The 12,630-nt window shown below is 72.3% G+C and carries 11 protein-coding genes; 2 read left to right on the forward strand and 9 right to left on the reverse strand.

Going from position 1 to position 12,630, the window contains the following annotated elements:
• Positions 1–25: 25 nt before the first annotated feature.
• The 5 genes from ABZZ20_RS20805 to ABZZ20_RS20825 form a co-directional block, all read right to left on the reverse strand.
• A complete protein-coding gene (locus ABZZ20_RS20805) occupies positions 26–1,132 on the reverse strand; it encodes an acyl-CoA dehydrogenase family protein (RefSeq protein ID WP_356871542.1) in 1,107 nt (368 codons plus the stop codon).
• Positions 1,129–2,325 (reverse strand): acyl-CoA dehydrogenase family protein, encoded by a 1,197-nt coding sequence (locus tag ABZZ20_RS20810; protein ID WP_356871544.1) that lies wholly within the window; start codon positions 2,323–2,325, stop codon positions 1,129–1,131. The genes ABZZ20_RS20805 and ABZZ20_RS20810 overlap by 4 nt, the downstream gene beginning before the upstream one ends.
• Positions 2,322–3,305 (reverse strand): NADPH:quinone oxidoreductase family protein, encoded by a 984-nt coding sequence (locus ABZZ20_RS20815; RefSeq protein ID WP_356871546.1) that lies wholly within the window; start codon positions 3,303–3,305, stop codon positions 2,322–2,324. Before ABZZ20_RS20815 ends, ABZZ20_RS20810 begins: the two co-directional genes overlap by 4 nt.
• A 258-nt stretch (positions 3,306–3,563) precedes the next feature.
• The gene (locus ABZZ20_RS20820) at positions 3,564–4,937 is read right to left on the reverse strand and encodes a carotenoid oxygenase family protein (RefSeq protein WP_356871548.1); all 1,374 of its coding nucleotides are present in this window, start codon (positions 4,935–4,937) and stop codon (positions 3,564–3,566) included.
• Positions 4,934–5,557, reverse strand: coding sequence for a TetR/AcrR family transcriptional regulator (locus ABZZ20_RS20825; RefSeq protein WP_356871550.1), 624 nt, complete (start codon positions 5,555–5,557; stop codon positions 4,934–4,936). Before ABZZ20_RS20825 ends, ABZZ20_RS20820 begins: the two co-directional genes overlap by 4 nt.
• A gap of 50 nt (positions 5,558–5,607) precedes the next feature.
• On the opposite strand from ABZZ20_RS20825, the gene ABZZ20_RS20830 reads away from it, so the two are divergent.
• Positions 5,608–6,447 (forward strand): hypothetical protein, encoded by an 840-nt coding sequence (locus tag ABZZ20_RS20830; RefSeq protein ID WP_356871552.1) that lies wholly within the window; start codon positions 5,608–5,610, stop codon positions 6,445–6,447.
• A 270-nt stretch (positions 6,448–6,717) separates the two neighbouring features.
• Here the strand turns inward: ABZZ20_RS20830 and ABZZ20_RS20835 are convergent, their stop codons facing one another.
• The 4 genes from ABZZ20_RS20835 to ABZZ20_RS20850 all read right to left on the reverse strand — a co-directional run bounded on the left by ABZZ20_RS20835 (position 6,718) and on the right by ABZZ20_RS20850 (position 11,358).
• Entirely contained in the window at positions 6,718–7,482 is a 765-nt protein-coding gene (locus ABZZ20_RS20835; protein ID WP_356871554.1) for a PIG-L family deacetylase, read from the reverse strand.
• Between the two features lie 145 nt (positions 7,483–7,627).
• A complete protein-coding gene (locus ABZZ20_RS20840; RefSeq protein ID WP_356871556.1) occupies positions 7,628–8,938 on the reverse strand; it encodes an alpha/beta fold hydrolase in 1,311 nt (436 codons plus the stop codon).
• Positions 8,939–9,176: 238 nt separating this feature from the next.
• Positions 9,177–10,262 (reverse strand): S-(hydroxymethyl)mycothiol dehydrogenase, encoded by a 1,086-nt coding sequence (locus tag ABZZ20_RS20845; RefSeq protein ID WP_356871558.1) that lies wholly within the window; start codon positions 10,260–10,262, stop codon positions 9,177–9,179.
• 73 nt (positions 10,263–10,335) lie between these two features.
• Positions 10,336–11,358: a LysR substrate-binding domain-containing protein gene (locus tag ABZZ20_RS20850; RefSeq protein WP_356871560.1), complete on the reverse strand. Its 1,023-nt coding sequence runs from the start codon at positions 11,356–11,358 to the stop codon at positions 10,336–10,338.
• Positions 11,359–11,429: 71 nt separating this feature from the next.
• Between ABZZ20_RS20850 and ABZZ20_RS20855 the strand changes: the two genes are divergently transcribed.
• Positions 11,430–12,323: a dihydrodipicolinate synthase family protein gene (locus ABZZ20_RS20855; protein ID WP_356871562.1), complete on the forward strand. Its 894-nt coding sequence runs from the start codon at positions 11,430–11,432 to the stop codon at positions 12,321–12,323.
• Positions 12,324–12,630: the final 307 nt, after the last annotated feature.

Consider the following 12,630-nt stretch of genomic DNA (forward strand, 5'->3'; position numbering starts at 1 on the left):
GCCGCCCCCGCCCTACGCCCTGCGCCTACGGGGAAGGGAGTTCCGCGAAGTCCGCGACCAGGCCGCGGTGGTGACCCGTGGTGCCCAGGGCCAACGCATCGGCCTTGGCCCGCTTCAAGTACAGGTGCGCCGGGTGCTCCCACGTCATGCCGATGCCGCCGTGCAACTGCACGCACTCCTCCGCCGCGCGGACCGCGACCCCTGAGCAGTAGGCCTGGGCGACGGCCACCGTCAAGGGGGCGTCGGGGGCTCCGGTCGTCAGGGCGTCCGCAGCGGCGCGGGCAGCGGCCCGCGCCGAGGCCACGTCCAGCCACAACTGCGCCAGGCGGTGCTTCAGCGCCTGGAAGGAGCCGACCGGCCGGTTGAACTGGTGGCGGTCGCGCACGTGGCGCACCGTCTCCGTCAGGCACCACTGCGCGAGCCCGAGCTGCTCGGAAGCCAGGAGTCCGGCTCCCGAGAGCAGTGCTCCGGCCACCGCTGCGCGGGCCGTCGCCGAGTCGGCGAGCCGGGTTCCGGCAGCGTCCTCCAGCGTCACCGTGGCCAGCGGGCGGGTGAGGTCCAGCGGGACCAGCGCGGTCAGCGAGACCTCCGCCGCCGGCACCGCGTACAGCCCCGTGTCCGCGAGGACCAGCAGCACGTCGGCGGCCACCGCGTCCGCCACCGTGGAGACGGCGCCCGTCAGGACCCCGCCACCGGTGTCCCGTACGGCAGGCGGGAGCGGCGCGCCCGGGGCCAGCGTCAGCGGGACCGCCGGTGCGCACACCTGTCGGCCTGCCGCCAACTCCCCGAGCAGTTCGGTGGCTTCCCGGGCGTCACAGCCCAGCAGGATCTCCGTCGCGAGCACCGCGCTCGTCAGGTACGGGACCGGTGCCACGGCCCGGCCCAGCTCCTCCAGCACCACGGCCGCCTCCCGGTGGCCCGCACCCAGGCCGCCGAGCTTCTCCGGTACGAGCAGCCCGGCGGTGCCGATGTCCACCGCGAGCGTGTGCCACAGCTCCGGATCGTGCGGGCGTCCCGTCTCGGCCCGGGCGAGGACCCGAGCGGCATCGCACCGGTCGGTGAGCAGCGCCCGTACGGCGGAGCGGAGTTCTTCCTCCGTATCGGTGTACAGCAGGTCGAAGGAGGAGCTCATCGGGCCAGGTCCTTCCAGGCGAGGTCCTTGTCGTCGCGCGGCTCGGCGGGCAGGCCGAGGACGCGTTCGGCGACGATGTTGAGGAGGATTTCGCTGGTGCCGCCCTCGATGCTGTTGCCCTTGGCGCGCAGGTAGCGGTAGCCGGCGTCACGACCGGTGAAGTCGACGTGCTCGGGCCGGCGCATCGTCCAGTCCTCGTACAGCAGGCCCTCCTCGCCGAGGAGTTCCACCTCCAGCCCGCTGATCTCCTGGTTGAGGCGGGCGAAGGTGAGTTTCATCCCGCTGCCCTCGGGACCGGGCTGGCCCGCGGCCAGCTGCTGGCGCAGTCGCTCGCCCGTGAGCCGGGCCACCTCCGCCTCGACCCACAGCTCCAGCAGCCGCTGGTGCAGGGCGTGGGTGCGCAGTTCGGGGCGTTCCCGCCAGGCTGCGACCACCGGCGCGATCATGCCGCCCTCGCGCGGGATGCGCATGCCGCCGATGGAGACGCGCTCGTTCATCAGGGTGGTGCGGGCGACCTCCCAGCCCTGGCCGACCGCGCCGAGCCGGTGGCTGTCGGGGATGCGCACGCCCGTCAGGAAGACCTCGTTGAACTCGGCCTCACCGGTGATCTGGCGCAGCGGCCGGACCTCGACGCCGGGAGCGTGCATATCGCACAGGAAGTAGGTGATGCCCCGGTGCTTGGGCAGGGCCGGATCGGTGCGGGCGATCAGGATGGCCCAGCGGGCGGTGTGGGCACTGGAGGTCCACACCTTCTGGCCATCCACGACCCAGTCACCGGAGTCCTCCTCTCGTACCGCGCGGGTACCGAGCGCGGCCAGGTCGGAGCCCGCGCCGGGCTCGCTGAAGAGCTGGCACCAGACCTCTTCGCCGATCCACAGGGGGCGCAGGAAGCGCCGCTTCTGCTCCTCGGTGCCGTACGCGAGGATCGTGGGCGCGGCCATGCCGAGGCCGATGCCGATCCGCCGCGGGTCGTTGTCGGGGGCTCCGGCGGCCTCCAGTTCGGCGTCGACGACGGCCTGGAGCGAGCGCGGCGCGCCGAGCCCGCCGAGGCCCTCGGGGTAGTGGACCCAGGCGAGGCCGGCGTCGAAGCGGGCGCGCAGGAAGGCGGTCCGGTCGGTGGTGGCGGGCGGGTGTGCGGCGAGCAGGTCCCGTACGCGGGCCAGGAGCGCGTCGGCGGTGGTCTCCGATGTCACCGGGAGGAACCTCCGTCCGGGGACGGGCCCGGTACGACGACCAGCCGCCCGGTGGTGGTGCCGTCGGCGAGCCGCTGCACGGCGTCGGCGGCTCCGGCGAGCGGGATGCGTTCGCTGATCAACGGTTTCACGACGCCGTCGGCGGCGAGGCGGGTCAGCTCGGTGTGGCACGCGGCGACGGCGGCGGGATCCTTGACGGCGTACAGGCCCCAGTGCAGGCCGAGGACGGAGTAGTTCTTCACCAGGGCGTGGTTGAGGGCGGGGGTCGGGATGGTGCCGCTGGCGAAGCCGACGACGACGATCCGGCCCTCGAAGGCCACGCACTTGGCGGAGGCGGTGTACGCGTCACCGCCCACCGGGTCGTAGACCACGTCGGCCCCGCGCCCGCCGGTGAACTCCTTGACCCGGGTGACCAGGTCCTCGGCCGTACGGTCGATCACCAGGTCGCAGCCGAGTTCCTCGGCGGTGCGCGCCTTGGCCTTGCCCCCGACGACCCCGATGACGGTGGCTCCGGCGGCCTTGCCGAGCTGGACGGCGGCGCTGCCGACCCCGCCGGCGGCGGCGTGCACGAGCAGGGTTTCGCCGGCTTGGAGGCGGGCCCGGCGGTGCAGACCGAACCAGCCGGTCTGGTAGCCGACGTGCAGGGCGGCGGCCTCTGCGTCGTCGAGGGTCTCGGGGGCCGGCAGCAGTGCGCGGGCGGGTGCGGTGACGTACTCGGCGAAGCCGCCGTGCGGCAGGCTCGGGGTGGCGATGACGCGGCGGCCGTCCTCGGTTTCGCCGCAGATCTCGACACCGGGGGTGAAGGGCAGCGGTGGGCGGACCTGGTACTGGCCGCGCACCAGCAGCGCGTCGGGGAAGTTGACGTTCGCCGCGAGCACCCGGAGCCTCACCTCGCCCTCGCCGGGGACCGGTTCGGGAACCTCCTCGAGGCGCATGGCCTCACGGGGTTCGCCGGGGGTATGTACTCGCCATGCCTGCATCCGGGGCCTCCAGCCGCCGTCGAGGAACCACGCTCCGCGGGCATACTAAGCGGTCGCTTGTCCTTCTGGGAACCCATCGGGGCACCTGGAGGAGCGGGACGGCCCGTGGGGGCACCGCGGGTCCCGGCGCCCGCTCCCGACGGTCCGCACGAGGGTCCGTCCCTATGACGGCTCTCGGGACTGGTGAGCTCGTGTATTCAACGGTCGCGGGTTCTCCAAGGAGTTCGGCGGCTGTCGACCCCGGCCAGGAGGCATTCACTAGGGACGCAGAGCCCACGGGTCACCGGGGACCCAGTTGCCGTGCAGCCCGAGTGGCACCCGAACGGGCAGATGGATACGGGCGACCGGCTCGCCCGCGAAGTCCTGGGCAGACAGGATCACCAGGTCCGCCGCGCCGCGCTCGGGGTTGTGCACGTACGCCATCACGTATCCGTCGTCTTCGGCGACGGGTGACTCTGCGGGGACGAAGACGCCCTCTCCGACGGCTCCGAACCGGCCGAACTCGTGCGCCTCGGTCGTGCCGCGCACCAAGTCGTGCTTGAGCAGCGCGCTGCTGAAGCCGGTGCCCGGCCGCGGATCCGCGGGGGCGGCGGGCTGTGCGTAGAGCTCGACGGCGGCCGAGTACCCGTAGCGGTGAGGGCGTGCGACGCAGTGGGGGTGGACCCGGGGGAATTCCTGGATGCGGTCGTCGAGCCGGTCCTCCCGCACTTTTCCGGCGGCAAGGTCAACCCGCCAGCGGTCCAGGGTGGGGCGGCTGCTGCCGAAGTCCCTGATGTTGAAGCCCTCGGAGTGCCGGACGATGTCGACGACGACGTCCGTGCCGTCCTCGTAGGCGTTCAGGGTGTGGCCCACCAGGCTTGGCGCAACCTCGAACCAACGCACCTCGCCACCCGTGCGGGGCATGACACCCACGCGCGCCTGGTGTGAGTCGTCCCAAACGAAGGGGACTCCGGTCGGCAGATGTGCGGCACTGAACACCACAGGGGTGTCGAAGAGGATCACATGGTGCTCGGTCAGCGCGAAGTCGTGCATGTAGGGGTTGCCGGGCGCGTGGATCAGCGTGGTCCGCACTACCGTGCCGGTCTCGTCCATCACGATGTGCTGGACCTGCTCCGAGCCGTAGAGGAAGGCGAGCGAGTGCAGTTCGCGGGTGTGCGGGTCGAAGGTGGAGTGGGCGTTGGCGCTGTAGCCCTCGGGAGTCACTCCGAGGTCGCAGGGGCCAACCGTGTCGAGGTCGTAGGTGAGCTCATAGGGGCGTATCCCGCCTTCTATCAGGGCGAAGGTGCGGCCCGCGAGCCCGGCAACCTGGACGTTCGGCGCCATGTCCAAGCGCTCGTCGAAGGGGGTCCCGCGTCGTGGTTCCCCAAGCCTGTCGGCGACCGGGCCGGAACGCACCCAGCGATTGCGGTACCACTCGGCACGGCCGTCGCGGATACGGACCCCGTGCACCATGCCGGCGCCGAGCGTCCAGATGTGGGCGGCGGGGTCCTCGATGCCGAGTGGGTTGGGGCCGATGCGTAAGTAGCGGCCGTTGAGGTGAGTCGGGATCCGGCCGGTGAAGGGCAGGTCGAACACGGTGGCCTCCTCGGTGACCGGTGCGAAGCTCCCCGACAGGTAGCGGTTGATCGTCATGTCAATCCTTGTCCTTGCTCGACGAGGAACGCCTGTCCCACCGCCGTCATCAATGTGTCGAAGCGGCGTGCCGCGGACTCCGGCGGGAAATGGCCGGCGAGCTCCAGGCTCACCGCCCCGTGTGCAGCCGCCCAGAACAGCTTGGAGATCTCGTGTGCGTCTCCGGGCCGGAACACCCTGGAGTCGATGCACGCCTGAACGGCGGCCACGGAGGCGTCGAATGCGGTCTCGGCCGCCTTCAGGGCTTCGATGCCCGGCCGGTAGCCGGGTATGGCCTGCTCGAACATCACTCGGTAGTAGGCCGGTTCGGCCAGGGCGTGCGCGCGGTAGGCGGCTCCGAGATCGTTGAGGTGGGCCAGCGGGTCCTCAGAACCGGCGACTTGCTGTTGCGCGCGTCGCAGCCGGGCGAACCCCTCCCGGTAGAGGGCGTCGGCCAGACCCTCCTTGCCGCCGAGCATGGTGTACAGGACCTTGGTCGAGGCGCCGATCTCGGCGGCGATCCGACGCATCGTCAGGGCGGCCAGTCCCTCCGTGGCCAGGAGGTCTATGGCGTGGTCGAGGATCGTGGTGCGCACGGCGGCTTGGCCGACGTACTGGGCTTCCTGGTAAGGCGTGTTCACGGCAACACCGTATCTGACGGGTAACGTCGTTACCAGCCTCGCCGGCGCCCTTGGCCGAGCTGCTCACCTCGGGACGCGGCCTGCTGCTCGACCTGACCGAAGGAAGCGCCATCCGCGAGTCGGCCGCCGGATGGGCAGACCCAGTAGACCTCGTCACCGCGGCATGTCCCGACCATCCCGAACTCCATGCCATCCTTCTGCGGCCGGACCGGCACACTGCCTGGCTGCGCACCGCCGGTCACGGCCACGCCGACGGGCTCCACCAGGCGCTACAACACTGGTACGGCCCGGCAGCACCATCCGACGCCGCGTCCGCGGCGACAGGACCCGGCTCCTACTTCGACGCCGAGAACGACATCGAGGTCACCAAGACCTTCCCGGTGGTCTGGCCCGCCGGGGGCGGTTACCCGCCGTACAGCCTCCAGGTGTGGAACGGCTACCACCGGTCGTTCTCCACGATCGACAGGGACATCGACGACCGCGGCCGGGTGGTCGGCCTGGAGGACTACTACTACCGCAACGACCCGCGGCTGACCCCGGCCGTCTGGAAGAAGCCGTACGACGCGCTGCCCACCGACCCGGGCCGGCTGCGCGGCTACGGCCACCTGGAGTTCTCGGGCAGCAGCCCGACCACGAACGTGGCCGTCGGCACCGCCACCAGCTTCGAGGAGAGCTGGCCCAGCTCCTTCCGGGCCGTCTACTGGTCCGGCAAGGGGGCTCCGCTGGCGCTCCCCTTCCCGGCGGGCACGGCGGGCGAGCAGCTCAGCCGCGCCTTCGCCGCCACGGACGACGACCGGGTCGGCGGCGCGCTCGTGGACCGGGAAATCCGGGCGAGCAGCGCCGTGATCTGGACATGCGCGAGCAAGCAGGCGTACGCGCCGCAGAGTTGACCCGTCTGCGGCATGGCGATCTGAGCGTCCGCACCACGCGCACCGCGGGATCGAAGCGGATGCGGTCCGCGAGCAGGCCGAGCCGGCGGGTGGACTCCCAGCTCCAGCCGTGGAGCGTGTCGGGGCGGCGGAGGGTGAGGGCCGCGATCCCGTCCGCGCTCTGCAGACGGATGCGCTCCTCACCCTCCGAGACGTCCGTGCCGATGGTGTCGATCACCGAGTCGAGCCCCGTGGGCAAGCTGATCTACCGTCAGCCTGCGGGTCGGGGACTCAGCGCGAGAAGAGTTCGAACGTCACCGCGGGGCGTCCGCCGAAGCGCAGCGCCGCCCGTTCGGCGAAGCCGGTGAGGAAGGTGCGGCAGTACTCCTCCGGGTCCTGGTCGGTGAGCACCTCGATGTACGCCTTGTGCTCCATCAGCGAAGCGATCGAACGCTCCAGGCCGGGACCGGCGTCCGCCGCGTGCGTCGGCGTCGAGGACCCCGCCACCGCGACCCAGCGCACGCCGTTCCACGGTTCCAGGCCCTGCTCGGAGAGGAGCTCGGGGAAGATCCACCGGTTGCCGGCGTCGGCGGCTGCGTCCAGGGTGGCCCGGCCGACGGCCTTGTGGTCGGGGGTGTTCCAGAAGCCTCCGCCGCCCTGCCCGCCCCACGTGTCGCGGTGGTTGAGGGTGATGAGGAGTTCGGGGCGGTGCCGGCGGATGGCCGCGGCGATGTCCCGGCGCAGGTCCAGTCCGTACTCGACGACCCCGTCGCGGTAGTCGAGGAACTCCACCGTGGAGACCCCGACGACGGCCGCGCTCGCGCGCTGCTCGGCCTCGCGCAGCGGGGCGCACTCCTCGGGCGGAATCGTGTCGATGCCGGCCTCGCCGCGTGTGGCCAGCAGGTAGAAGACCTCGCGTCCGCCGTCCGTCCAGTCGGCGATCGCCGCCGCCCCGCCGTATTCCAGATCGTCGGGGTGGGCGACCACCGCGAGGGCACGCTGCCAGTCGGTGGGCATGGGCTCCAGGGGCGCGGGCTGATCCAGTTGTTCGGTCATACACCGCACCCTAGGTGAAGGGACCGACAGGGAGGGGTGGTTGCGCCACGGAACGCCACCGGGGTGTGCCTCCGGCCGCAGCGACCGCCCGCGGCCCTCGCACGGCCCGGCGGTCGCCCGGGGCGACGGCGAAAGCACCCTCCTGCTACGCCTCGTCGCGCACCAGGGCCAGGAGCCGGTCCAGGATGCGCGGGCCTCCCGCGCGGACGCCGTCGTGCTCGAACTCGTCGGTGACCCAGGTCCGCAGGCCGCGGACGGCCCGGGCGGTGTGCAGGGAGTGCGCGGTGTCCACGTACATGTCGTCGTGGTAGATCGCAGCGGCCACCGGCACCTCGTTGGCCGCGAGTCGGGCCGGGTCGTACAGGGGGCTCCAGCCGGTACGGGCGGCCAGCAGGTCGGCGGTCTCGCGCAGCGGAGCCAGTGCGGGGTCGGTGGCGAAGTGCCACGGGTGGATGGTCTCGCCGGTGAACAGCAGGGGTTCGTCGCCCGCGAGGGTCTTCTCGGCGTCGAAGCCGGGCAGGCCGGTGCGGACGCGCTCGGCCGCCCAGCCGGTCGGCACGGCCGGGTCCTGTGCGTAGATCGACTCGTGGAGCACCGCGTAGAGGGGGTGCCCGGCGAAGGACAGCAGTGCGTGGACGTTCTCCAAGAAGGCGTCGGAGAGGGCGGGGCCTGACGGGGTCGGGACGAAGGCGTCCTCCAGCAGGTGGTGGAGCTGGTGGCTGCCGTCGCCGACGCCGAGGAGGATGCCGAGGGACTGGAAGGCCTCCGTGGTGAGGCGGTATCCGCCGGGAAGTGCGACCGGGCGTTCGGCGAGGTGGGCGGCGATGCGGCGGGCACGCTCGACGTCCATCGGGTAGCGGGCGTAGTGGGCCCGGTTCTTCCGCTCGATGCGGGGGTAGGCGGCCTCGTACACCTCGTCTGCGGTGGCGTCGAGGGACGGCAGCCCGCCGGTGATCAGGGCGGCAGTCAGGCCCTCGGGGGCGGTCGAGAGGTAGTGGGTGGTGCAGAAGCCGCCGAAGCTCTGGCCGAGCACGGTCCAGGGCGCCCCGCCCGTCAGACCGGGGCGGATGGCCTCGGCATCGCGCACGATGGAGTCGGCGCGGAAGTGGGCGAGGTACTCCGCCTGCCGCTCCGGGGTTCCGCGCAGCGGCAGGGTCTGCCGGTTCGCCGGGGTGGAGCGGCCGGTGCCGCGCTGGTCGAGCAGGAGCACGCGGTACTCGGTGAGGGCCCTCTCCAGCCAGGCCTGTCGGCCGACGAACCGGCGGGCGCCGAAGCCGGGGCCGCCCTCCAGGTAGAGCAGCCAGGGCAGGGTGTCGGGGTCCTTGCCGGTGGCCACGGCCTCCCGGGCGTACAGCTCGATGTGCTCCCCGTCCGGGCGCGTGTGGTCGAGCGGCACGGTGAAGTGGTGGTCGGTGAGGACGACACCGGGCTGGCGGTAGCTGCGGTCGAAGGTCACGAACGGCCCTTGGGGTACGAGGTGGGGTACGGACGACCCCGTACCGGCCGGGTCGCGGCCGGCGTACGGGGTGGGGGGTACGGCACGGCCGAGTCTAAGCGGGTCCGCTGCCGGGCCGGCCTTGCGGATGCCCGTGCTCCACAGGGCGGCCGTGGCACCCAGGCACCCGAGGCACCTGAGGCACCCGAGGTACCCGCAACGGCCTGGACCGGCCGCCGCGGGCGTCGTGGAGGCGCCGTCAGAACGCGACGACCGAGCGGAGCACCTCGCCCCGCTCCATCCGGGCGAAGGCGGCTTCGACCCCGTCGAGCGCGATGGTCTCGGACACGAAGGCGTCGAGGTCGAGGCGGCCCTGGAGGTAGAGGTCGATGAGGAGGGGGAAGTCCCGCTCGGGCAGGCAGTCCCCGTACCAGGAGGACTTGAGGGCGCCGCCGCGGCCGAAGACGTCGAGGAGCGGGAGTTCGAGCTTCATCTCGGGTGTGGGCACGCCGACCAGGACCACCGTGCCCGCCAGGTCACGCGCGTAGAAGGCCTGCTGGTAGGTCTCCGGGCGGCCCACGGCGTCGATGACCACGTCCGCCCCGTTTCCTCCGGTGAGGCCCTGGACGGCTTTGACCACGTCCTCCGTGCGGCCGTTGACGGTGTGGGTGGCCCCCAGGCTCCGCGCCCACTCCAGCTTCCGGTCGTCGAGGTCAACAGCGATGATCTTCGAGGCGCCGGCGAGGCGGGCGCCGGCGACGGCCGCGTTGCCCACTCCCCCGCAGCCGATGACGGCGACGGAGTCGCCGCGCCCGACGTTGCCGGTGTTCAGTGCGGCGCCGAGGCCCGCCATCACCCCGCAGCCGAGGAGCCCGGCGGCGGCCGGTGCGGCGGCCGGGTCGACCTTGGTGCACTGGCCGGCCGCGACCAGGGTCTTCTCGGCGAACGCGCCGATGCCGAGCGCCGGGGAGAGCGGAGTGCCGTCCTCCAAGGTCATGGACTGCGTCGCGTTGTGCGTGTTGAAGCAGTACCAGGGGCGCCCACGCTTGCACGCCCGACAGGTGCCGCACACCGCCCGCCAGTTGAGGATCACGAAGTCGCCGGGCGTCACCGAGGTGACGTCCGGGCCCACGGATTCGACGATCCCGGCGGCCTCATGGCCGAGCAGGAAGGGGAACTCGTCGTTGATGCCACCCTCGCGGTAGTGCAGGTCGGTGTGGCAGACCCCGCAGGCCTGGACCCGGACCAGCGCTTCGCCGGGCCCCGGGTCGGGCACGAGGATCGTCGTCGTCTCCACCGGTGCGCCCTTGCTCCGCGCGATGACCCCTCGTACGCGATGCGTCACGTCGTACCCCGCTCTGGTCGGATCTGTCTGGATCAACGAACGTACACGGGCTCCGCGGCGGAGGGGAGTTGTGTCACTCCACGGATCTCGGAGTGGCGAGTTCCGGTGGTACGGCGGCGCGGAGCGCAGCCCCGAAGGCGACCACGGCGGGGTGGGCGGCGGCTCCGCTGCGGAAGGCGACCTGAGTGCGCCGCTCCATGGGGAGACGGGTGAGACGGACGGCCGGGTCCGCGGGGCCCACGACCCCGAGCTGCGGGACGACGGCCACGCCCTGGCCGGCCGCGACCAGCGCGAGCACGGTGGGGAACTCGTCGACCTGGTGGCGGATCGCGGGGGTGAAACCGGCGGCCCGGCAGGCCCGTTCGGCCATGGCACGGCAGAGGGTGCCTGCGGTGGCGGTGATCCAGGGTGCGTCGGCGTGGGCCCGCAGGGCGGCGCCCTGGTCGGCGACGGCGTCCACCGGGGCACCCCCGGGGGTGTACGCGGCGACACCCGCGCAGATGTTCCCGGACCCGGACCCGGACCCGCCTCCGGACCCACTCGCGGGGATGCCCGCACGGATGCCCGCGGGCTCGGCCAGGTACATCGCCTCCCGGTAGAGCGGTTCAGTGGCGATCCCGGGCTCCCGCGACACGGGGACGAAGTCGTACTCGTGGATCAGGGCCACGTCCAGGTCCCCGGCACGCAGCGCGTGCGCGACCTCCGCCGGGTCGGTCTGCGACACCATCGGCTCCAGCCCCGGGTGGCGCCCGGCCAGCGTGACCAGGGCGGCCGGGACGATGGCCCGGCCGGCGGTGGGGAACGCGCCGATGCGCAGGGCGCCGACCAAGCCGCTGCGCGCCCGGGCAAGGTCGGCGTCGGCCAACTCCAGCCGCTCCAGAACGGCCTCGGCGTGCCGGACCAGGTTCTGCCCGGCCGGGGTCAGACGGACCCGGCGACCGGTGCGTTCAAGCAGCGGCAGGCCCGCCTCGCGTTCCAGGACGCCCAGTTGCTGGGATACCGCCGAAGGACTGAAGGAGAGGGCTTCGGCCACGGCGGCGATGGTTCCGCGGCGGGAGAGTTCGCGCAGCAGTCGTAGGCGCCGTACGTCGAGCATCGGACCAGCTTACGGTTCGCATAAGAAACGCGAACTGGATTTGACGCTCCGGGCAGATGAGGCTCGTGGGCATGGCACAGGACCTCTCCCTCCACGGGATTCACGTACCGCTCGTCACCCCCTTCACGCGCGCCGGAGACGTCGCGTCCGAAGCGCTGGAGTCGCTCGCGCACCAGGTGCTCGACGGGGGCGCCACCGGGATCGTCGCCCTCGGCACCACCGGCGAAGCGACCACGCTCGACGAGGCAGAACGCGACCTCGTCACCGACGTCTGCGCCCGGGTGTGTCGGGAGCGGGGCGCGGCACTGACGGTGGGCGTCGGGGCGAGCGGCACCCGGGCGGCGGAGGCGGCGCTCGGCGGGCTGGCGAGGTGGCCCGGGATGCGGGCGGCGCTGGTGACCGTACCGTCGTTCGTACGGCCGGCGGCGGCGGGAGTGCGGGCGCATTTCACACGACTGGCTGCGGCGAGCCCCGTACCGCTGATCATTTACCACGTTCCGTACCGGACCGGACAGCCCTTGGACGCGGGCGGGCTGCGGGCGCTCGGGGAGCTGCCCGGAGTCATCGGGGTGAAGTACGCGAACGGCGGCATCGACCAGGACACGGTGGCACTGCTCGGCGCACTGCCGGAGGGGTTCGCGGTCCTGGCGGGCGACGACGCGTACCTGTCGCCGCTGCTGGCCCTGGGCGCGACGGGCGGGATCTTGGCCTCGGCCCACCTGGCGACCGCGCGGTACGTCGAGCTCGTCGCGGCCTGGCGGACGGGCGACCTGCCGCGGGCGCGGGCCCTGGGCCACGCGCTGGCCCGGCTGTCGGCGGCGGCGTTCGCCGAGCCGAATCCGGCGGTCGTCAAGGGCGTGCTCCATGCCCAGGGCCGGATTCCGACGCCGGACGTACGGCTCCCGCTGCTGCCGGCGAGCGAGCCGGCGGTGACGGTCGCACTGGAGCGGCTGGCGGAGCTCTAGCTGCATTACCCCCGGGGGCCGGGCGGACCTCCCGGGGGCCGGGCGGGCCTCCGGGACTCCTGCCGACCCGGGGCCGGCCGCGGCGGAAGCGCCGGAAAACATCCACCGTGGGCGTTTCGCAAACAACGGGTGAGATGCCCGAATAAGCCCCACAGACGTGCGGCTTGTCCGTTTCATCGAAGGGTGTCGGAAGTCCGTGATGTGAGTCACTTAAAGAGGCGCAACATCATTTCCCCAGACGTGGCGATTTCCTTTTCCCGGAAAGGAATTTCACCATTCCCGGCAGGCATCCTCAAGGTCATTTTCC

The sequence above is a fragment of the Streptomyces sp. NPDC006430 genome (assembly GCF_040612395.1).
Classification (GTDB): domain Bacteria; phylum Actinomycetota; class Actinomycetes; order Streptomycetales; family Streptomycetaceae; genus Streptomyces.

Excerpts from the sequence above, each read along its gene's own strand:
- ABZZ20_RS20805 (WP_356871542.1), bottom strand. The coding sequence starts at position 1,132 with ATGAGCTCCTCCTTCGACCTGCTGTACACCGATACGGAGGAAGAACTC.
- ABZZ20_RS20815 (WP_356871546.1), bottom strand. The coding sequence starts at position 3,305 with ATGCAGGCATGGCGAGTACATACCCCCGGCGAACCCCGTGAGGCCATG.
- ABZZ20_RS20820 (WP_356871548.1), bottom strand. The coding sequence starts at position 4,937 with ATGACGATCAACCGCTACCTGTCGGGGAGCTTCGCACCGGTCACCGAG.
- ABZZ20_RS20835 (WP_356871554.1), bottom strand. The coding sequence starts at position 7,482 with ATGACCGAACAACTGGATCAGCCCGCGCCCCTGGAGCCCATGCCCACC.
- ABZZ20_RS20850 (WP_356871560.1), bottom strand. The coding sequence starts at position 11,358 with ATGCTCGACGTACGGCGCCTACGACTGCTGCGCGAACTCTCCCGCCGC.
- ABZZ20_RS20855 (WP_356871562.1), top strand. The coding sequence starts at position 11,430 with ATGGCACAGGACCTCTCCCTCCACGGGATTCACGTACCGCTCGTCACC.